This window comes from Winslowiella toletana, assembly GCF_017875465.1.
Classification (GTDB): Bacteria; Pseudomonadota; Gammaproteobacteria; order Enterobacterales; family Enterobacteriaceae; genus Erwinia; species Erwinia toletana.
Genome location: NZ_JAGGMQ010000001.1, coordinates 3,749,643 through 3,768,753, shown reverse-complemented (window position 1 = coordinate 3,768,753; position 19,111 = coordinate 3,749,643). Strand labels below are relative to the sequence as shown.

The 19,111-nt window shown below is 50.1% G+C and carries 16 protein-coding genes and 1 pseudogene; 9 read left to right on the top strand and 8 right to left on the bottom strand.

The genetic code is table 11. The features are described from left to right. Position 1: 1 nt before the first annotated feature. Complete coding sequence (locus tag J2125_RS17590) at positions 2 to 529, bottom strand: substrate-binding domain-containing protein (protein WP_241763880.1); 528 nt, start codon at positions 527 to 529, stop codon at positions 2 to 4. Positions 530 to 555: 26 nt separating this feature from the next. On the opposite strand from J2125_RS17590, the pseudogene J2125_RS17585 reads away from it, so the two are divergent. From J2125_RS17585 to J2125_RS17575, 3 genes and pseudogenes are all read left to right on the top strand, one after another. Beyond that, positions 556 to 903, top strand: a pseudogene (locus J2125_RS17585) (GMC oxidoreductase); the annotation flags it as partial. Positions 904 to 929: 26 nt separating this feature from the next. Next, positions 930 to 1,865 (top strand): c-type cytochrome, encoded by a 936-nt coding sequence (locus J2125_RS17580; protein ID WP_241763882.1) that lies wholly within the window; start codon positions 930 to 932, stop codon positions 1,863 to 1,865. 514 nt (positions 1,866 to 2,379) lie between these two features. Beyond that, the gene (locus tag J2125_RS17575) at positions 2,380 to 3,540 is read left to right on the top strand and encodes a pentapeptide repeat-containing protein (protein WP_083865606.1); all 1,161 of its coding nucleotides are present in this window, start codon (positions 2,380 to 2,382) and stop codon (positions 3,538 to 3,540) included. A 121-nt stretch (positions 3,541 to 3,661) separates the two neighbouring features. Here J2125_RS17575 and J2125_RS25190 read toward each other — a convergent pair whose 3' ends face one another. Further along, positions 3,662 to 4,483, bottom strand: a complete 822-nt coding sequence (locus J2125_RS25190) for an AraC family transcriptional regulator (protein ID WP_017799316.1) — start codon at positions 4,481 to 4,483, stop codon at positions 3,662 to 3,664. A 241-nt stretch (positions 4,484 to 4,724) separates the two neighbouring features. On the opposite strand from J2125_RS25190, the gene melA reads away from it, so the two are divergent. The 4 genes from melA (at position 4,725) to J2125_RS17550 (ending at position 9,476) form a co-directional block, all read left to right on the top strand. Beyond that, positions 4,725 to 6,029 carry an alpha-glucosidase/alpha-galactosidase gene (gene melA, locus J2125_RS17565; protein ID WP_017799317.1) on the top strand — a complete coding sequence of 435 codons (1,305 nt, stop codon included), beginning with the start codon at positions 4,725 to 4,727 and terminating at the stop codon, positions 6,027 to 6,029. A gap of 95 nt (positions 6,030 to 6,124) precedes the next feature. Beyond that, a complete protein-coding gene (gene melB / locus J2125_RS17560; RefSeq protein WP_017799318.1) occupies positions 6,125 to 7,570 on the top strand; it encodes a melibiose:sodium transporter MelB in 1,446 nt (481 codons plus the stop codon). 533 nt (positions 7,571 to 8,103) lie between these two features. Continuing rightward, on the top strand, positions 8,104 to 9,036 hold the full coding sequence (locus J2125_RS17555; protein WP_040462225.1) for a peptidoglycan-binding protein: 933 nt from the start codon (positions 8,104 to 8,106) through the stop codon (positions 9,034 to 9,036). After that, complete coding sequence (locus tag J2125_RS17550) at positions 9,033 to 9,476, top strand: lysozyme inhibitor LprI family protein (protein ID WP_017799322.1); 444 nt, start codon at positions 9,033 to 9,035, stop codon at positions 9,474 to 9,476. The genes J2125_RS17555 and J2125_RS17550 overlap by 4 nt, the downstream gene beginning before the upstream one ends. Before the next feature lie 63 nt (positions 9,477 to 9,539). On the opposite strand, the gene J2125_RS17545 is transcribed toward J2125_RS17550, so the two are convergent. The 6 genes from J2125_RS17545 to J2125_RS17520 all read right to left on the bottom strand — a co-directional run bounded on the left by J2125_RS17545 (position 9,540) and on the right by J2125_RS17520 (position 15,201). Continuing rightward, entirely contained in the window at positions 9,540 to 10,148 is a 609-nt protein-coding gene (locus tag J2125_RS17545) for an alpha/beta hydrolase (protein WP_017799323.1), read from the bottom strand. A 10-nt stretch (positions 10,149 to 10,158) separates the two neighbouring features. Then, complete coding sequence (locus tag J2125_RS17540) at positions 10,159 to 11,118, bottom strand: glutathione S-transferase family protein (RefSeq protein ID WP_017799324.1); 960 nt, start codon at positions 11,116 to 11,118, stop codon at positions 10,159 to 10,161. An 11-nt stretch (positions 11,119 to 11,129) separates the two neighbouring features. After that, on the bottom strand, positions 11,130 to 11,537 hold the full coding sequence (locus J2125_RS17535; protein ID WP_017799325.1) for a DoxX family protein: 408 nt from the start codon (positions 11,535 to 11,537) through the stop codon (positions 11,130 to 11,132). A 102-nt stretch (positions 11,538 to 11,639) separates the two neighbouring features. After that, entirely contained in the window at positions 11,640 to 12,551 is a 912-nt protein-coding gene (locus J2125_RS17530; RefSeq protein WP_026111463.1) for a LysR family transcriptional regulator, read from the bottom strand. Between the two features lie 100 nt (positions 12,552 to 12,651). Next, complete coding sequence (gene kduD / locus J2125_RS17525) at positions 12,652 to 13,413, bottom strand: 2-dehydro-3-deoxy-D-gluconate 5-dehydrogenase KduD (RefSeq protein WP_017799327.1); 762 nt, start codon at positions 13,411 to 13,413, stop codon at positions 12,652 to 12,654. A gap of 213 nt (positions 13,414 to 13,626) precedes the next feature. Beyond that, positions 13,627 to 15,201 carry an MFS transporter gene (locus J2125_RS17520; RefSeq protein WP_017799328.1) on the bottom strand — a complete coding sequence of 525 codons (1,575 nt, stop codon included), beginning with the start codon at positions 15,199 to 15,201 and terminating at the stop codon, positions 13,627 to 13,629. 602 nt (positions 15,202 to 15,803) lie between these two features. Between J2125_RS17520 and J2125_RS17515 the strand changes: the two genes are divergently transcribed. Both J2125_RS17515 and J2125_RS17510 read left to right on the top strand, forming a co-directional pair. After that, the gene (locus J2125_RS17515; protein ID WP_017799330.1) at positions 15,804 to 16,862 is read left to right on the top strand and encodes an alpha/beta fold hydrolase; all 1,059 of its coding nucleotides are present in this window, start codon (positions 15,804 to 15,806) and stop codon (positions 16,860 to 16,862) included. A 164-nt stretch (positions 16,863 to 17,026) separates the two neighbouring features. Beyond that, a complete protein-coding gene (locus J2125_RS17510) occupies positions 17,027 to 18,646 on the top strand; it encodes a methyl-accepting chemotaxis protein (protein WP_017799331.1) in 1,620 nt (539 codons plus the stop codon). Positions 18,647 to 19,111: the final 465 nt, after the last annotated feature.

Here is a 19,111-nt window from a genome sequence, read left to right as displayed (position 1 = left end):
GTTACAGGTGGTTTTCAGCGGTAATTAATCTGAAATCGACTTTCCCGCTCAGATAGACATCCGGCGCTTCATCTTTTTCCAGTTTACGCAGCACAATATCCAGCGCCAGCTGCGCATGCTGGCGGGCATGCTGATCAAGCACAAAACTGACAGCATCCTCGGTTAATAACCGCCGGGTTACTGTATAAAGCTCATGGGTAATATAAATACATTTCCCCAGCAAATGCTGGCGCGCTAATATTTCGCTGATTCCGCTATTTCCGGATCCGGTATTATATATCCCCACCACATTTTCGCTGCTCTGCAGATATTTATTTAACAGCTGCTGAATTTTTTCACGCTGGTCCTGCCCAACTAATACCTCGCGTAAAATAACGGCGAAAAAACGCTCTTGAATAACCTGCCTGAACCCCTCAATACGCTGACGATGCGCAGTGTAATCAATATTACCGCTGACCATAATGACCTCGCCAGGTTGTTGCAACGTTTTGCCCATTAGCAAACCGGCGGTACGACCCGCCTGCAACACTTTGCGCGCCGTCTCCGGTGAGACGCCGCCGCTCGGCGAAATTTATCGAGGAGAAAAGCGTTGAAATCGGTAAAGCGATGGGGGCGAAAATCGTCATCGGCACCAACTCCGCCGCCGGTAAATACTCGCCGTATAATTTCGCCAGCGACCACACCATTGGCGGCGCGGTAATGGGCGTCGATCCGGCCACCAGCGTACTTAACCGCTACCAGCAGAGCTGGGATATGCGTAACCTGTTTGTGCTTGGCGCATCGTCGTTTCCGAATAATGCCGGATATAACCCGACAGGCACCATTGGCGCGCTAAGCCTGTGGACAGCAAAAGCGATTATTGAGCAGTACGTGAAAAACCCTGGCCCACTGGTGAAGGTGTGAAATGAATAAACTCTCTATAGCCGGTGGTGTCGCTATCGTCGCTGCCCCTGGTGGCGGGCGTGCTGCTGTATCAGAACGGTAATACTGCAGCAGATAATGTCGCCGACAACCATATTCTGATGAGTCAGCCGCTGACTGCCGCCGATGCAGATGCGGTAAAACGCGGTCACTATATTGCGGTTGCCGGGGACTGCGTCGCCTGTCATACCGCACCAGAAAGCAAAAACGCCTTCGCCGGCGGCTACGCGATCAGCACGCCATTTGGCGGCATTTACGCCAGCAATATCACCCCGGACAGTGAAACCGGGATTGGTAACTGGACAGAGCGCGACTTCTATCGCGCGGTGCGCCACGGCAAAGGCAAACAGGGTGAAAATCTCTATCCGGCCATGCCGTATAACGCCTATATCAAAGTCAGCGACGAGGATATGCACGATCTGTGGATGTATATGCGTTCGGTAAAACCAGTGCGTTCCGCGGTGCCGGAAACCAGCCTGCCGTTCCCGTATAATATCCGTCTGGCGATGATGGGCTGGAACCTGCTGTTCTTTGATAACCAGGGTTTCACTGCCGGTGCAGCCAAATCAGCGGAGTGGAATCGCGGCGCTTACCTGGTCGAGGGGCTTGAGCACTGCGCCGCCTGCCATAACAGCGACGGCAAAGGCATTCCAAATCTCGCCGCCAGTCTGGCGGATAATCCGGCGATTATGGCGCCCGATGCCTCCTCGCTGATCACGACGGTATTACAAGGCGGCAGAGGTGCGGTCACTCACGGCAACCCAACCAGTGGCGCAATGCCTGGCTTTGCGTGGAAATTATCGGATCAGCAGGCAGCAGCGGTCGCGACATATATCCGCAATTCATGGGGTAACGCAGCACCGGCGGTAACCGCCGAACAGGTGGCGGAGAAACGCAAATTGCTGAAACTCCCTGCCCGGATGCCGGAGGATGCAGCACCGTAAAATCAGTGTGCCGGTCATCCTGCGGGATGGCTGGCATCGCTTACCGTATCTATTCTCCCCTGCCCTCTGCGCCACTCGCCCGGCGACATCTGCCAGATCTGGTAAAACCCACGATAAAACCAATAAAAAACAATAAATTAATCGATAGCCTCTGCATTACAGCCCCCCTGTCATTAATACAAACCACGTCGTTAAGCGCAAAGAGTCATGCATAAATAAATGGGTGAAAATGTCTCTTTGGTTAACTTCGCCATCGGCTGAAATTGCCAGTCCAGATGCCGGAGAACACACCACCGTCAATATTTTCATGCCTGTGATTCTGTAGATTGGTTGTTACGGTGGCGATTGCGGCAGAACACTAAATGCAATTACGTTAAGCGTTTTATTATTGTCGACTTAGGAATTAATTATTATTATCAACCATGCTTAAAACATTTAAAACAATCACCCACATAAATATTTTGCTGTTATAAAATCAGCACATAACCAAAAAATTAAATCATCAGAGGTTTATATGAAAATAGAAGCACCCTCACAATGCAATCAGGGGATACATAACTCAAATCAAATTAATTATGACCTAAATTTATTACGTGCATCCATCCCACCCGACGCCTCTTTAGATACAAAAAATGACACCCTCAAAAGTAAACGTGAAGCCCTGGATAGATTATTAAAGACCCATAGTCAATCTGACCCATTAAACTTGTCAAAGTGTCAACTGGATTATATGAATCTTAAGGATATTATTTTGGATGGTGTTATTATGAATGGGGCATCCATGATAAAAACCAATCTTGAGAATGCTTCTTTGCAAGAAACTGAACTTGAGGGAGCAAAATTTACAGGAGCTAATTTAATAAATACCAGGTTTAATAAGGCCAATATGGAGGATGCCGAGCTGAATTCAGCTATAATGGAAAACACTGTATTTGACGGTGCCAATATTCTACTTGTGTCCATGAGAAACGCAACATTAAAAAATGTGTCGATGAAAGGCACTGAGTTAAATGGAGTGAAGTTCGGAGGTGCGATGATTGAAAAAATAGACTTCAGCCGAGGCTTCATGAATAACACTGCTCTGGATATGCTGAATCTAAGTGAATGTGATTTCACTGGTGCTAACCTTGTATATTCAACAGTAAAACAAACCAATTTCGAGGGTGCGAATTTTACAGACGCTCATGTCACAGGGGTTGACTTGACAGATGCTAAAATTAAAGACACAAGAATGTCAGGCGTAAAATTAGATCGTAAACAATTAATTGATACCCTCAAAAATGGCGCAAATTTGCATGGTGTGGATTTAAGCGGGCAAGATTTAAGCAACGTAAATTTAAGTAACGGTAATTTTGCCGGCGCTAATTTCACCAAGGCAAATCTGGAGGGAACTCTCTTCCATAATGCTGACCTGAGAGAAGCAATTTTTACTGGCGCTAATATGAATAAGGCGGAATTTTTCCGTGCGCATATGACAGGAGCCCATCTGCACAACCTCAATCTGGGTAGTCTTAAATTTGAAGGCGCTGATATGCGCAAGGCAATCCTGACTGGCGCCAGTATGAACGATATTAACCTTATCGATGCTGATTTATCCGGTCTCGATTTACGCGCCAACAGTATGAAAGGAGCAAACTGGGAGGGTGCCATTGTGGATGGCACTCAATTCCCTTAACCTGTAATCTGACCAGGATATAGAGCTGTGCGTCAACAGCGTTGCCCTTAGCAATATGATCGGCAACGACAACAATACATATCTGCAAAGCGACAATTCCGGTGAATGGTATACGCCGGAATTACCCGCCCCCCTGCCGACGCCACTCGCCCGGCGACATCTGCCAGATCTGGCGAAACACCCGCGAAAACTGCATCTGATCGCGATAACCCACTGAGAAAGCAATGACCTTAATCGGTAAACGCGCATCAACCAGCAGTGACGTCGCGACATTCATCCGCAGTAAAATCAGATAGTGCTTCGGGCCATAGCCAAAACGCGCTTTAAACAGGCGGCTAAGATAGCTGCGATCCACCCGGCAGCAGGCGGCAATATCGCTGATAGTGATATTTTCATGATAATTACGCTCCATCCAGTGAATCGCCTTCTCCAGCGGATCGTCTGCGGCTGGCCGGGTGACAACCGGGCAGGCAGCATTAGCCTGCAATGCATCAAGAAACAGACAGGTCAGCCCGGCAATACGCAGCGACTGCGCGGTCTCCTGCGCCAGAATTTGTTGCAGATAGTGGAACGCTTCAGGTTGCCCACCGTCAGCGGCGGCGCTATACACCGGATTATCACGACTTAATCCGCACGACTCAAAGGTACGTGCGACAATTAAACCGTCAAATTCAATCCACATATATTCCCACGGCTGACGTTTATCCGCGCTGTAGGTGGTAATTTCATGAGGGTAAATAAGAAATGCTTCGCCGGGGTTAATTTGATAGCTGCCGCGCTCGGTAAAAAAACGCCCGGTTCCGTTAATCACATAATGCAGCAAATAGTGCTGACGCACCGCCGGACCAAAACTGTGTCCGGAATGGCAGACTTCATGGCCGAACTGAAAAATATTAAGGCCAAAATGCGATATCTCTTCCGGTTTAAGATCTTTTTGTACCACTCGCTTTTACCTCAGCGCTGCCTGGCAACATCACATAATCACATAGGTGAGTTTGTTTTTAGTGTGAAACACCGTAGCAGGCAAGCGCTAATGGCCTGAAACCCGGCTATTTGCGATTTACCTCACAGATTTATGGCGCTTTCATTTTTCGCCATACTGATGTCACAAAACGACATATACATTATTTCCGCTGCTGCCTAGAGTCAAGCCAACGCAATATTCACTGGCAAAGGAAGAAACAATGAAAATCACCTTTATTGGTGCGGGCAGCACCGTATTTGCAAAAAATGTACTTGGCGACATTATGGCGACCGCGTCATTAAGTGAGGTGCAGATTGCACTTTACGATATTGATGAAAACCGTCTGCAAGACTCATGGAATATGCTGAATAATATTAATCAGAATATTAACCGGGGGCGGGCCAGCATTGAAAAATATGTCGGCGTGGAGCAGCGCCGGGCGGCGTTAAAAGGGGCGAAGTATGTGATTAACGCCATTCAGGTCGGCGGCTATCAGCCCTGCACGGTCACTGACTTTGAGATCCCGAAACAGTTTGGCCTGCGCCAGACCATTGCCGATACGCTGGGAATTGGCGGCCTGTTCCGCGCACTGCGCACCCTGCCGGTGCTGTTTGATATTGCCCGCGAAATGGAGCAGGAGTGCCCGGATGCCTGGTTCCTTAACTATACCAATCCAATGGCCGCCCTGACCGGCGCGATGTTGCGCCATACCGGGATTAAAACCGTCGGACTGTGCCATAGCGTGCAGGTATGCGCCGACACCTTGCTGAAAGCGGTGGATATGCCAACCGATGGCGTCACCTGGCAGATTGCCGGTATCAATCATATGGCGTGGTTACTGGATATTAAGCGCCATGGTGAAGATATCTATCCGGAAATTAAGCGCCGCGCCGCCGCGCTGACACACAAGCATGACGATATGGTACGGCATGAAATTATGCGGGTATTTGGCTACTACGTGACCGAATCCTCAGAGCATAACGCCGAATATATGCCTTACTGGATTAAGCGCAATTATCCGCAACTTATCGAACGTTTTAATATTCCGCTGGATGAGTATCCGCGCCGCTGCATTGAGCAGATCAATAACTGGCAGCTGCAACGGGAGCAACTGACCCGTGACGAAGCACTGAGTCACTGCCGCAGCCATGAGTACGCATCCTGGATCATCGAAGCGATGGAAACCGATCAGCCGTACAAAATCGGCGGCAATGTGCTTAACCGTGGCCTGATCACTAATCTGCCGTCAGAGGCCTGTGTTGAAGTGCCCTGTCTGGTCGACGCTCAGGGGATTACGCCAACCATTGTCGGCGATCTTCCGCCGCAGCTGGCGGCGTTAAACCGCACCAATATCAACACCCAGCTACTGACCATTGAAGCCGCCGTTACCCTGAAAAAAGAGCATATCTATCATGCCGCCCTGCTTGATCCGCACACTTCGGCAGAGCTGTCGATTGATGACACCATTCGCCTGTGCGATGCGTTAATCGAAGCGCACGGTAACTGGTTGCCTGCCTACCGTTAACCCCTGACTCACCCTACATATAAGCCGCATTGAAAGGAGGCCGACGCTGTTTTTATAGCTGTCAGCGCTGGCTCCGGGGAGATGCGGAAATCACCATGAGCGTTTCACTAAAAACTAAAATCAGCTATGGATTCGGCGCCTTTGGCAAAGATTTTGCCATCGGCATTATTTATATGTACCTGATGTATTACTACACCGATGTGGTGGGGATCTCCGTCAGTATGGTGGCGTCGCTGTTTCTGGTAGCACGTATTCTTGATGCGCTGCTCGATCCGGTAATGGGCTGGATTGTCGAGCGCACCCGCACGCGCTGGGGAAAATTTAAACCCTGGATCCTGATCGGCACGCTGGTGAATTCCGTGGTGCTGATTAGCGTATTCTGCGCACACAATTTCACCGGCGGCGCTCTGATTGCGTATATCTGGGTCACCTATATCCTGTGGGGCTTTACCTACACCATTATGGATGTGCCCTTCTGGTCACTGGTGCCCTGCATCACCGTCGATAAACGCGAGCGTGAAGCGCTGATCCCCTGGCCACGTTTCTTCGCCAGCAGCGCCGGTTATCTCACCGGGGTGATTGGTTTGCCGCTGATTAATCTGCTCGGTCAGGGCAGCCAGGGTGACGGTTTTATGCGCTTCACTTTTATCCTGGTGTTCTTCTTTGTGCTATCCACCCTCGTCACGCTGGTTAATGTGCAGGAGAAGTACTCCTCTTCACATCAGGGCGGCGAGCAGGTGCAGCACGGTCTCAAAAGCGTGCTGATGATGATCGTGCGCAATAAGCCGCTATTTGCCCTGCTGGTGATGGCGCTGTCGTGGAATTTGGCGCATAACGTCATTCAGTCATTTGCCATCTACTACTTCAAATATGTGGTGGGCCGCGAAGAACTGTTCCCCTGGTATATGATGTATGCCGGTATTGCTAATCTGGCGACTATCGCGCTGTTTCCACTGCTGGCAAAACGCTTTTCACGACGAATTCTGTGGATTAGCGCGTCGGTTTTACCGGTATTAAGCTGCCTGTTGCTGCTGATTGTTGGCTTATATGCGCCGCAAAGCGCCACCTTAATTGCCCTGTCCGGCATTATGGCCAACTGCGGCGGCGCTTTCTTCTGGGTATTGCTGGTGATTATGGTGGCGGATACCGTCGATTACGGCGATTACGCGCTGGGGATGCGCATCGAGAGTATTGCCTTTGCGGTGCAAACCATGGTGGTTAAAGCGGGTTCCGCTTTCGCCGGTCTGGTGATTGGCGTGCTGCTGGGTGCGGTGGGTTATCAGGCGGGTGTGCCACAAAGCGCCAGCACGGTAATGGGGATGCAGGGGATTATGATTGTGGTGCCGATGCTGTTTTTCGGCCTGACGCTATGGGTCTATCTGCGCCATTACGCGCTGGATGGCGCATTACTGCAACAGGTACAAAATCATCTGAAGCGTAAATATGATGAACCGGTGGATGCCGAATCGCGTGCTGCGGCGCTGCCAGCCCGCGCTAAACCTGCGGTAACGGTAGTAGATACGGCTACGGTTAAATCCTGAAGGCTGGTTTAGCAGCAATATATTTATACGCTGCTAAACCAATATTTCTGGCATTACGATAAAATATTCCATCATCCGCTTTATATTTCTTAATAATAAAATCAATAATAATTAAAATCACAAAAACCTTTAATTATTTTATCAAACAATTATTGACAGGATTTAATAATGCAGATAAATTACCTGCTAATAAATAGTTTTACATCCCCGATCAAATTAAAGCCTTTGAATTAATTTCCATCCAGATATAATCATTATTGCATTCAACAAATATCAGCATGATAACAATATCAACAGATATCAATTCTTATAAAAATATAAATTCAGAAAAAAGCCATCTTTAAACAGACAATAAAGAAAAAGGAAATAAACCTCACTACGTTACGCGAACCGCTGACAACAATACCGAAAGTTGTGGGATAAATACGACCAAGGATGCAATAGCATCATCTATTTTAACCGTGATAAGGCACGGCTAAATGTAAACGGACGGTTGCGCAGTAGTTGCGCGCTAATCACAAGGAATTGTGACCATGAAACATTCTCTGTATCATGCTCCACGCGTTTTTCGTTTTTCCGGTTCAGTCGGTGTATGTGGCACTAATAACCTGGGCGAGGTGAAAGAAGTGCAGCGCATCATCATACATGCCGGATACCATCTGGCCACTGGCCGCACCCTGACTGTCAATGGGCAGTGTGGTGCTGAAACCGCTGAAGCCATCCGCTGGTATCAACGCCTGCTGAATATGTCACCGACCGGGCTGGTGCACCCTGCAGACAGTTGGTTTATACAAGCGTTGCAGAACGCGACCGGTACGCACTGGCGCCCACGCCATACTGCAGGATCACTTCATGTCAGTGAAGGACAGGTCACCTTTGACGCTGAGGGGCTGGATTATATCACCGCCGTAGAGCCGTTCAGGCAACCACACAGCACTCCGCAATTTTCACGCATTTTACAATCGCCTCCCACAAGTTCCTCAGGTGTAACACTGGGACGTGGCTATGATATGGGAGGACGGAGTGCCGGGGAGATATTTTCTACGGTCAGACTGGCTGGAATTGAGGAGTACAAGGCTGTTATCTGCTCAAAAGCTGAATATCTGAAAGGTCATCAGGCCGGAGCATTTGTCAAAGCATACAGTCCGTTAGTGGGAGAAATAACCCATCAGCAGCAGATTAAGCTATTTGAAATCTCTTACAAAGAAAAACGTGATTATGTCAGAGACGTGTATATACGACAGTCCGGACATATCAAAGATCCTGTAAAATGGGAATTTATTGATATAGCAGTAAAAAATGTTTTCGTTGATATCCTCTACCAGGGTAGCAGAACAACAAAAGGGCTGGTTGAGATAATTGCGGCTGGGCAAGGGGCGCCAGCAGTAGCCCATTATATAGAGAACGACCCTGATGAAAAAAGAGACTTAAGAAGAATGAGAATCAGACTGGAGAGCCTGAAATGAAAACTTTAACACTTATGTTATTGATAGCAATCCCATTATCATCAATTGCAGCGAAACCTAATAGTATGGTGATGAGTAAAGCAGTAAATTTTTGCACAGACAAATATGGAGACGAAAACAGTGAATGCCTTGAGAGTGAAAGTAATAAGTCAGAAGCGAAATTAAAAAATGCCTTTGAAAGAAAACTCAAAGAAATAGATAGCTTTGACTACACAAAGTGGTGGGGAGGTGATAAAGAACAAAAAAATAATATGATAATCGCCTTCAAAAAGACCCAGGCTGAATGGAAAAAATACCGGGATGATTATTGCGGAGTTGCGGTGACAGGTGCCCAGGGAACTCACGATCTGGCAAATAGTATAACCAGCTGTACTATAAATATGAACGACAGAAGAATAGCAGAAATAGAATTCATTCATCCTGAGCTTTCAGATGAATGATTCCCTTAACCAAAAGACTTAACATTCTGATACCAGGCTGGCGCAGCAGCGCCAGCCCGTGGTTTATCGGCGGCTAAAACGGCGGGCAATAAATTCCGCCGCTTTACGCGCACCGCTGGCGGTAATGGTATGCGGCACGCCAGCTTCAAACGCGCTTTCCACCGCCACACCCAGCGCGCTAAGCTGCTGCGCGGCCTTTTCACTTTCATGCCAGCCAATCACCGGATCATCCTGGCCATGCACCAGCAATAACGCCGCATTATCCGCAGGCTGGTAAGGCACTGGCGAAGCCAGGCGACCGGAAAACGCCACCACACCGGCCAGCGGCAGGCGGTTGCTGACCAGCATATCCAGCGCCATAATCGCCCCCTGCGAAAAACCGGCCAGCATAATATTGTCTTCACTGGCGCTTAGCTGATGCTGCGCCAGAATCCCCTGCAAGGTCGCGTCAAAGGCGTTGCGCGCCGCCAGAATACGTGCCGGACGCGACTGGTCGGTAACGCCGTTAACGCTGAACCATTGATATCCCACGCCCATATCAAATTGTTGCGGGCCATTCGGCGTCGCGACGATCACACCGGGAATGTCCTGCGACCACAGCTGCGCTACACCGCGCAGATCATCGCCGCGACTGCCGACGCCATGCAGCAGAATCACGATATCTTTTGCCATTATTTGTCTCTCAGAGTCCGTATGCGCTCAGATCCGGGCCTTCAGGCACAATGCCATTCGGATTCAGCGCCTTAATTGAGTAGTAGCCCTGCTTTATATGATCAATATTTACCGTCTCACGTACACCAGGCACCGCAAGCAGCCGCCGGGTATAGCGATGCAGCTGGAGATACTCTTTCAGCTGACGCCGGTTACATTTGAAAATGCCATGGTAAGCGGCATCAAAACGGATCAGGGTAACAAACAGACGGATATCGGCCTCAGTCAGCGCTTCGCCGCAAAGAAAACTGCGCCCGTCGCTTAGCCGCTGCTCCAGCTTATCCAGCATGCTGAAAACATCGTTACAGGCTTCCAGATAACTCAGCTGGGTGGTGGCAAAACCGGCGCGATAGACGCCATTATTTAAACTGGGGTAGATCTCCGCATTCAGCTGGTCAATTTCATGACGTAACGGCAACGGATAAAGATCGATATCAGCACGAGCCAGCTCAGCAAAACCGCTGTTAAACATCCGCACGATATCGGCCGATTCATTATTGACGATAGTGCCGGTCTGTTTGTCCCATAGTACCGGCACCGTGGCACGGCCGGTAAAGGTCGCATCCGCCTGGGTGTAGAGCTGATGGATCCACTCGGCGTGATTCAGATGATCCACACTGGCACCGGGATAATCGCCAAAATGCCATCCCTGATCCAGCAGCCACGGCTCCACCACCGATACGCTGACCACCTTTTCCAGCCCCTTCATTTTGCGCGCCATCAGCGTGCGTGAAGCCCACGGGCAGATCAGCGCGACATACAGATGGTAGCGGCCCGCTTCCGCTTTAAAGCCACCTTCCCCGGTGATTCCGGCTGCGCCATCAGGTGTCACCCAGTGGCGAAAACTTGATGTCTGACGGACAAAACCACCTTTGCTATCGGTCGCCTGTACCGGATGCCATTCGGCTGTCCATTGACCATTTACCAGCATAGAGCCTCCGTTTAGCCTTTAACTGGCGTGGGTTTCAGGGCGTATTTACCGTCGCCGGTCAGCGCCAGCACCACCAGACCAATAATCCAGAACGCCGGGAACTCCCAGCCACCGTTGGTATTGGTAAAGAAGAAGCCAGCCGGGCCATGCACGGTAAAAATAGCGCCGAGTAAAATCGGGATCAGCACAATCGCCACAATACGTGTATAGATCCCGAGGATCAGGGCAATCGCCCCCAGCAGTTCAACCGCCATGGTGATATACGCCAGTCCACCGGGAAGGCCGAGCGAGGCGAAAAATTTCGCGGTGCCCGCAGGCGTAAAGACGAAAAACTTCAGGCCAAAGTGCGCCAGAAACAGCACGCCGAGCGCCAGGCGCATAATCAGAGCAGCATAAGGAGTCGTACGATTGTCAGACATGGTATTTTCCTCTCAGTAAGTTAATAAGAGGAAAGGTACTCTGTTTCCATAGCGATGATTATCCCCGCTAAAAGAGGATATTTATTTCCATAATGGAATAAATTACCAACCCTGTTCCCACTCCGGATCACCAGCAAAGGCTTCAACCAGAAAGTCGATCACCGTACGCGATTTATGCGCCAGATATTTGGCCGGTGGGTAGAGCGCAAACAGGCCAAGCGGCGGCACTTCGCAGGCAGCCAGCAGCGGAACGATCTGCTGGTTACGCAGCGCCTCACCGGCGACAAACGCGGGCAGACGGGCAATCCCCAGCCCGGCGCAGGCGGCCTGCAGACAGACCTCGGCATTGGAGAACTTCAGCCGCCCGTTAACCGCCTGCTCCTGCATCTGCTGCTGCGCGCCGCAGAATGGCCAGTGAAAGGGATCGCGAAAATTGGTATCGATAATACAGTCATGGTCAGATAACTGTTGCCAGTGCTGCGGTGTGCCGCGACGTGCAAGGTAATCGGGGGAAGCCACCAGAATAATGCGGATATCGCAGAGTTTACGCGCCATCAGGCTACTGTCAGCCAGCTGGCCAATACGCAGCGCCAGGTCAAAACCTTCATCAACCACATTGACCATGCGGTCGGCAAAGCTGACATCCAGCTCAATGCCGGCATACTGGCGGGCAAACTGAATCAGATGCGGCGTAAGCTGAGTTGAACCAAAGGTCACCGGCGCGGAAATTCGCACCCGGCCAGCAGGCGATGCCGAAGAATTGCGTACGGAATCATCCAGCGCATCATACTCTTTTAGCAGAATACGGATCCGCTCATAGTAGGCAGTGCCGACATCGGTGGCGGTCAGCGAACGGGTGCTACGCCGGAACAGCTGCACACCCAGTAGCTGCTCAAGGCGTGAAATCAGTTTTGAAGCCTGGCCATGACTGGTGCCCAGACGTTGTGCGGCGCGGGTAAAGCTGCCAGTCTCGATAACCGCCACAAACATCCGATCGCAATCCACTCTTTCCACGTCACCCCCGGCAACCGTTGTTATCTGGGGGGTAACATAGCGTTATTTATGGGGTTATGGCAATTAACCGCACGGGCGGCGCTGACGCCGCCCGAACACATTAACGCGCCAGCCAGCCGCCATCAACCGCAAGGGTGTAGCCATTAACGTAATCCGATGCCGGGGAGGCGAGAAACACCGCCGGTCCCATCAGATCCTGTGGTAAACCCCAGCGTCCGGCAGGAATACGCTCAACTATCGCGTCATGACGCGCCGGGTCAGCACGCAGCTGCTGCGTATTGTTGGTCGCCATATAGCCCGGCGCAATGGCATTCACATTAATACCGTACTGCGCCCATTCGTTGGCCAGCAGACGGGTTACGCCCATTACAGCGCTTTTGGATGCCGTATAAGAAGGCACCCGGATCCCGCCCTGGAACGACAGCATGGAGGCGATATTGATAATCTTGCCGCCCTGCCCCTGGCTGATAAACTGACGGGCCACCGCCTGCGACATAAAGAACACGGTTTTAATATTCAGGTTCATTACGTCATCCCAGTCTTTTTCGCTAAACTCCAGCGCGTCCTGACGACGGATAATTCCGGCGTTATTCACCAGAATATCGATATGACCAAACTCCGCCAGCGCGCGCTCCAGCAGCGCAGGCACCGCTTCCAGTTGGCTCAAATCGGCTTTCAGACTTAAAAAACGTCGGCCCAGCGCGGTCACTTGCGCCGCAGTCTCTTCCGGCTCCACCACATTAATGCCGACGATGTCGCAGCCCGCTTGCGCCAGACCCACCGCCATACCCTGTCCTAAACCGGTGTCGCAACCGGTCACGATGGCAACTTTACCCTGCAATGAAAAACTCTCGAGAATCATCATATTTTCCTTAGCGCATGGGGCGGCATTCGCCCGGATGAAAATCAGCAAACAATCGCTCAGCGTGGTGCGCTTTCCCGCCGGGGAAACCGCATTCGCCTCCAGCCTGTGCGGATTCTAGCGCTAAACGCTCAGTCATACAATAAAATTAAAACACTGTTTTATTTTTAATAAAACCACAACATAAAAACATCAAATCGTAAACGTCCACGCTTAACGTTGTGGCAGCTGCTGCGCAACCGCAGGAGGCAGGGCGCCATCGCTGACATTCATTTTGCGGGCGATATCGCTGTTGCCCCAGCACTGCTCGTAAGGGAAACCGACCAGCTCTTCAATTACCGCCCGCGCTTCTGGTTTGATCGCGCTTAGTTCACCACCGGCTTTGATGCGTGCCACTTCCTCGAGGACGATAAAGTGAGTTTTGCGGTTCAGGGTCATCTGGCGGCTAAAGATAATTGCGGTCAGCGCCAGCACAATCACCCCGGCAAAGAATACCCATGAGATGGCATTAATTGCGCTTTCCGGCTGTACATGGGATTTCGACTGGAAGCCGTAATAGCTAAGAATCGCCCCCATCACAAACACAATCACCGAACGGACAATTTTTCCGGAGAAGGTCATGGCACCGGCATAAATGCCTTCGCGACGGCGGCCGGTAAATACCTCGTCAACATCGGCAAGGAAGGTATAGACCGTCCACGGAATGTAGTAAACGCCGCCAGTCCCTAAACCAAACACCACCGTGACGCCAATAATCGCCACGGTAGCGATAGCTGGCGGCAGATGCAGAAAGTGCAGCAGGGAATAGCAGCAGACGGCGAAGATAACGATCGACAGCGCCCAGGTATAAGGCTTGCTGAAGCCGCGTTTAACGCAGATAGCGATAAAGATCGCCGTAGAACAGAGCTGTAAGATCGCATTCAGGCTGTTTAGCCCGGCAAGAATTGCCGGATCGTATTGCAGCACAAAAATCACATAGTAAGTAAATACGGAAGCGAATAACCATTCAGCGCCAAAGCCAAACAGATACATCCCCAGATGCTTGCGGAACACGCGTAAATAGAAGGTGGATTGCATATCGCGCACCAGCGCCACCAGCGTTTGCCATAACGATTTTTTCTGTCTGACAGCACGGATGCCAACATCTTTACGCTCCCATGAGAACCAGTAAAGCATGCCGATGGCGATAAACAGAATCAGGCCGTAAGTGATGCCGGTATACAGAAATGGCTGCGCCGACTCTTTACCGTACAGCAGGATAAATTGCCCGGGAATAATCGCCGCCAGAAAGTTAGCCATTTTGCCGAAGATCGCTTTATAGCCGGTCAGCTTCGAACGCACGGCGAAATCATCGGTCATTTCGGTAGCCAGGGTTTCATAGGGCACCATCACTGAGGTATAGATCAGTTCGAAAATGACGTAAGTGCAGAGGTAATACCAGAAGCCAAATCCTTCCACCCACAGTAACGGGTAGAACATCATTAATGGCGCGCCGATAAGTAAAAAGAAACGCCGACGGCCAAAGCGTTTACCTAACCAGGTGTTGCCAAAATTATCGGTTAAATACCCCATTAACGGATTACTGATGGCATCGATAACGCTGGCGACGGAGAAGATAAACGAAGCCTCCAGCAGCGTCAGACCGCAGAAGGTGGTATAAAAATAGAGTAACCACGCGCCGGCAATCGCCAGAGCGCCACTGCCCAGCAAGTTGCCCCCACCATAAGCCAGCTGATGGCCCAGGTTGACCCTGCGTCCTTCGCCCAAAGGTAGCCTGTTTTTTAACATGGCGTATCGCCCCTTATTTAAATGAACCACTGTTTCATTTTTATTGGATTGTGGTTTTATATATTTAAGAGGCCGCACATGTTGTGATCAATATCACGCTAAATCATAAGCATACTTATTTATTGCGCTTTTGCGATGCAGATAACATTCGCCAACCGGGGGAGTGGATTACAGAAGCAGTAAAATAGTGAATCAAGACGAGTAAAAACGATTGTGGTGAACCCTCAGAAGCCGTCTATCTTAGCCTCAGGAACTTTGCTGGTTCCTTTTATGGTACAGATTATACCGCCCGGCACACTGCCGGGCTTTTTTATGCCGTGCAGAAATCGGCCAATATGTGCGGCAACGAAATTTTCCTTAAGTCTGTTACATCGGTATTACAGCTATTTTTTCTGCGGCGAATGGCATTCTGTGCAGATGCACAAATCAGGTGCTGAGAGATATCGTATCTTATTTAAAACCTGCTGGATAATCTCCGGTCATAAACAGAACATTCAGGAGATAATATTTTTTTATTATTAACTTTGGTAATGTTGTTTGGGATTTATCCTAATAAACATTAACATCGGCGTTCCAATACTCACGATGACCAACGAGTTTTTATGGCTAATTCTATATTATCAGGTCTGGCAGGTTGTATTCTGTTAATCGCATCACCCTTTACCCATGCGCAAACTAAAATCCCTGCGCCGCAGGAAGGTAACTGGATTGCCCCTGAGTTTAGTTTTAATAACGGTGAAAAACTCAAAAATCTCAAGATCCACTATTATACCTTAGGGGATCGCAGTAAGCCGGCTATTTTATTACTACATGGCACCAACCAGCCGATTAAAGCGCTGCTGGCGAACAATTTTGGCGGCGAATTATTTGGCCCGGGTCAGGCGCTGGACAGCAGTAAATATTTTATTATTATGCCGGAAAGCATTGGCTCGGGACAATCATCCCGGCCCTCCGATGGCTTACGCATGAAGTTCCCGCAATATGACTATAACGATATGGTACTGGCGCAATATCGCCTGTTAAAAGAGGGCTTAGGCATCAACCATCTGCGGCTGGTGATGGGATATTCGATGGGAGGCATGCAGACCTGGCTGTGGGGTGAGAAATATCCGCAGATGATGGATGCGCTGGTGCCAATGGCATCACAACCTGATGAATTATCAGGCCGTAACTGGATGATGCGCCGGATGCTGATTGAGTCGATTAAAAACGATCCGGCATGGAATCAGGGAAATTATAGCCAGCAACCACCGGTACTGAAGAGCGCCAGCATTATGTTCAGCATTGCCACCACCGGCGGCACCCTCGCGTATCAGCATAAAGCTCCTACCCGTGCAATGGCCGATAAACTGATCGATGAACGGCTGGCCGCCCCTGTCACCAGCGACGCCAATGACTTTATTTATATCTGGGGATCTTCAGCGAATTATAATGCGCTGACGGAATTAAACAGAATTAAAGCCCCGATGCTGATCATTAATTCAGAAGATGATGAGCGTAACCCGGTAGAAACCGGCATTCTGGCTGGCGAACTCGATAAAATAAAGCAGGCTGAACTGCTGCTTATTCCTGCCAGTAAAGAAACCAGCGGACATGGCACCATGATGTCGGCGAAATTTTATCAGGATAAGTTAAAAACGTTTTTAGCGAAGTCTGAATAACCGCACACCATTGATCATTATTTACCCGGCAAAAATGCGTTTTTTGCCGGGTAACACCTTTTCTATACTGTTTTAAATAATTTTATAAACACGCTCCGCCGTATGGCTCCAGATGGAGAGTCAGCACTCACTTTTCTTTATTAACCGGCAACAGGGAATAAGCTATGTTTCGTAAGATTAAGATCCGTACCGCACTTAGCATGATGGTTTTTTCACTGGCGGCATTATTACTTTTTGTCGGCGTACTTGGACTCGTCGCCGTGCAGTCGGGCAATAAATCCTTTGCCCGCGTCGATAATGAAGTATTGCCAGGGCTGGTGGCGCTGAATGACAGCTCTGAGTTATTGCTGCGTGCCCGTCTGGATTTACGTCTGTATGAATCATTAATGGGGAAAGGCGATGCCGCCGCGGGCGCTATCGCGCTTGAACGCGCTAAAGGCAAGATCGATGGCGCCAACGCAAAATGGCAGGAATATCTGAAGTATCCGCAGTCAGCAGAGGAAGAAGTGATTTCCGGCGAAATGGCCGCCCGACGTGGCACGCTGATGAAAGAGTTTATTCAGCCTGCGCTGACGGCGCTGGCGGCGGGCAATCTCGATGAGTATCGTCAGCGGGCCGGACAGTCCACGAAGTTGTATGCCGCGTTTGATAAATCGTCCAAAGCGCTGGTGGCCTTTAAACTGCAAGGTATTGATGAAGCCTGGGACGATTCCAATAACCGGGTGGAACGGATGGCGTTTATTCTTTACTGCGCGCTAGCCTGCGCACTGCTGCTGGCGGCTCTGGCCTGGATGGGCATGACCAGACTGATTGTGAAACCAATGAATCAGGCGATTGCCGTATTTGACCGTATTGCCGAGGGCGATCTGCGCGCCAGAATCGATATTAACGGTAAAAATGAAATGGCCCAGCTGTTTGCTGCGGTTCAGCGTATGCGTGATGGTCTGGAGAATATGGTGCTGGTGGTGCGTCACGGTACGGATGCGATTAGCAGCGGTGTGGAAGAGATTGCCACCGGTAATATCGATCTCTCTGCCCGTACCGAACAGCAGGCTGCTTCGCTGGATGAAACCGCGTCAAGCATGGAGCAGATTATGGCAACAGTGATTAACAACGAGGACAATACGCGTAAAGCCAACGATCTGGCGCTAAAGGCTTCTGACTCCGCGACGCGCGGCGGCAACGTGGTATCCGAAGTGATTGATACCATGCGCTCAATTAAGCAGAGTTCCGCGAAGATCTCTGACATCGTCGGCGTTATTGATGGCATCGCATTTCAGACCAACCTGCTGGCACTGAATGCGGCAGTCGAATCAGCACGCGCCGGTCAGTACGGCCGTGGATTTGCGGTAGTGGCGTCAGAAGTCAGAACCCTTGCCCAGCGTAGCGCCACAGCGGCAAAAGAGATCGGCACCATGATTAATGATTCACTTGGCCGTATTGAGCAAGGCGCCGGACTGGTGGAAGTGGCGGGCAATACCATGAATGAAGTGTTATCCGATGTGAAAAAGGTGGTGGATATTATGGATGAAGTGATGCTGGCTTCCGGTGAACAGAGTCGTGGCATTTCGCAGATTAATATCGCCATTAATCAGATGGACACCGTCACGCAGCAGAATGCCACGCTGGTCTCTGAAGTTGCCACCTCCGCCAGCTCGCTACAATTGCAGGTGGCTAACCTGCAACAGTCAGTCACGCGCTTCCAGACTGCCCGCGCAGAGATGACGGCGGAGAACGATCTGTTTACGCTACAGCAAAATATCGCCCTGCCCGCAGTCCGCTAAATTGTCATTAACCTCAATAACCCGTTTCCGGTGTGATTGCGCCGGACACGGGTCAGAAATTATCTTCCTCAGCAGTTTGCATAAAAAAGATTCAGCGGCTTAACTACTGAGATAAAAAAAGCTTTCTCTCGCTGAAATTCTGATCCCCTTTTGCCAGCCCACCCGGGTAAAAAATTAAAAACCACTAATCCATACAATAAGTAATTGAATTGTAGCAAAAATGCTACCGCCCGGTAAGCACTACGTTATCGGCGTTCTTTTTTTATGAATCAAATGGTACAATCCTGCCGCCGTGTGGCGGGGAGGTTTTCTCAGGGTTACACGAATCGCAGACCAGGCTTTGTTCTGCGTTATCAGCACGCAAAAAAGCCATTACAAAACAGTTTCCAGCCGCAGGCATGGTGTTTTTCTGTGGCAGCAAGGTATGAATTTGTGGCCGGGAACGATTATTTTTTATAGGAGAGT

Excerpts from the sequence above, each read along its gene's own strand:
- melA (WP_017799317.1), top strand. The coding sequence starts at position 4,725 with ATGAAAATCACCTTTATTGGTGCGGGCAGCACCGTATTTGCAAAAAAT.
- J2125_RS17510 (WP_017799331.1), top strand. The coding sequence starts at position 17,027 with ATGTTTCGTAAGATTAAGATCCGTACCGCACTTAGCATGATGGTTTTT.
- J2125_RS17545 (WP_017799323.1), bottom strand. The coding sequence starts at position 10,148 with ATGGCAAAAGATATCGTGATTCTGCTGCATGGCGTCGGCAGTCGCGGC.
- J2125_RS17555 (WP_040462225.1), top strand. The coding sequence starts at position 8,104 with ATGAAACATTCTCTGTATCATGCTCCACGCGTTTTTCGTTTTTCCGGT.
- J2125_RS17540 (WP_017799324.1), bottom strand. The coding sequence starts at position 11,118 with ATGCTGGTAAATGGTCAATGGACAGCCGAATGGCATCCGGTACAGGCG.
- J2125_RS17515 (WP_017799330.1), top strand. The coding sequence starts at position 15,804 with ATGGCTAATTCTATATTATCAGGTCTGGCAGGTTGTATTCTGTTAATC.
- J2125_RS17520 (WP_017799328.1), bottom strand. The coding sequence starts at position 15,201 with ATGTTAAAAAACAGGCTACCTTTGGGCGAAGGACGCAGGGTCAACCTG.
- J2125_RS17575 (WP_083865606.1), top strand. The coding sequence starts at position 2,380 with ATGAAAATAGAAGCACCCTCACAATGCAATCAGGGGATACATAACTCA.
- melB (WP_017799318.1), top strand. The coding sequence starts at position 6,125 with ATGAGCGTTTCACTAAAAACTAAAATCAGCTATGGATTCGGCGCCTTT.
- kduD (WP_017799327.1), bottom strand. The coding sequence starts at position 13,413 with ATGATTCTCGAGAGTTTTTCATTGCAGGGTAAAGTTGCCATCGTGACC.
- J2125_RS17535 (WP_017799325.1), bottom strand. The coding sequence starts at position 11,537 with ATGTCTGACAATCGTACGACTCCTTATGCTGCTCTGATTATGCGCCTG.
- J2125_RS17550 (WP_017799322.1), top strand. The coding sequence starts at position 9,033 with ATGAAAACTTTAACACTTATGTTATTGATAGCAATCCCATTATCATCA.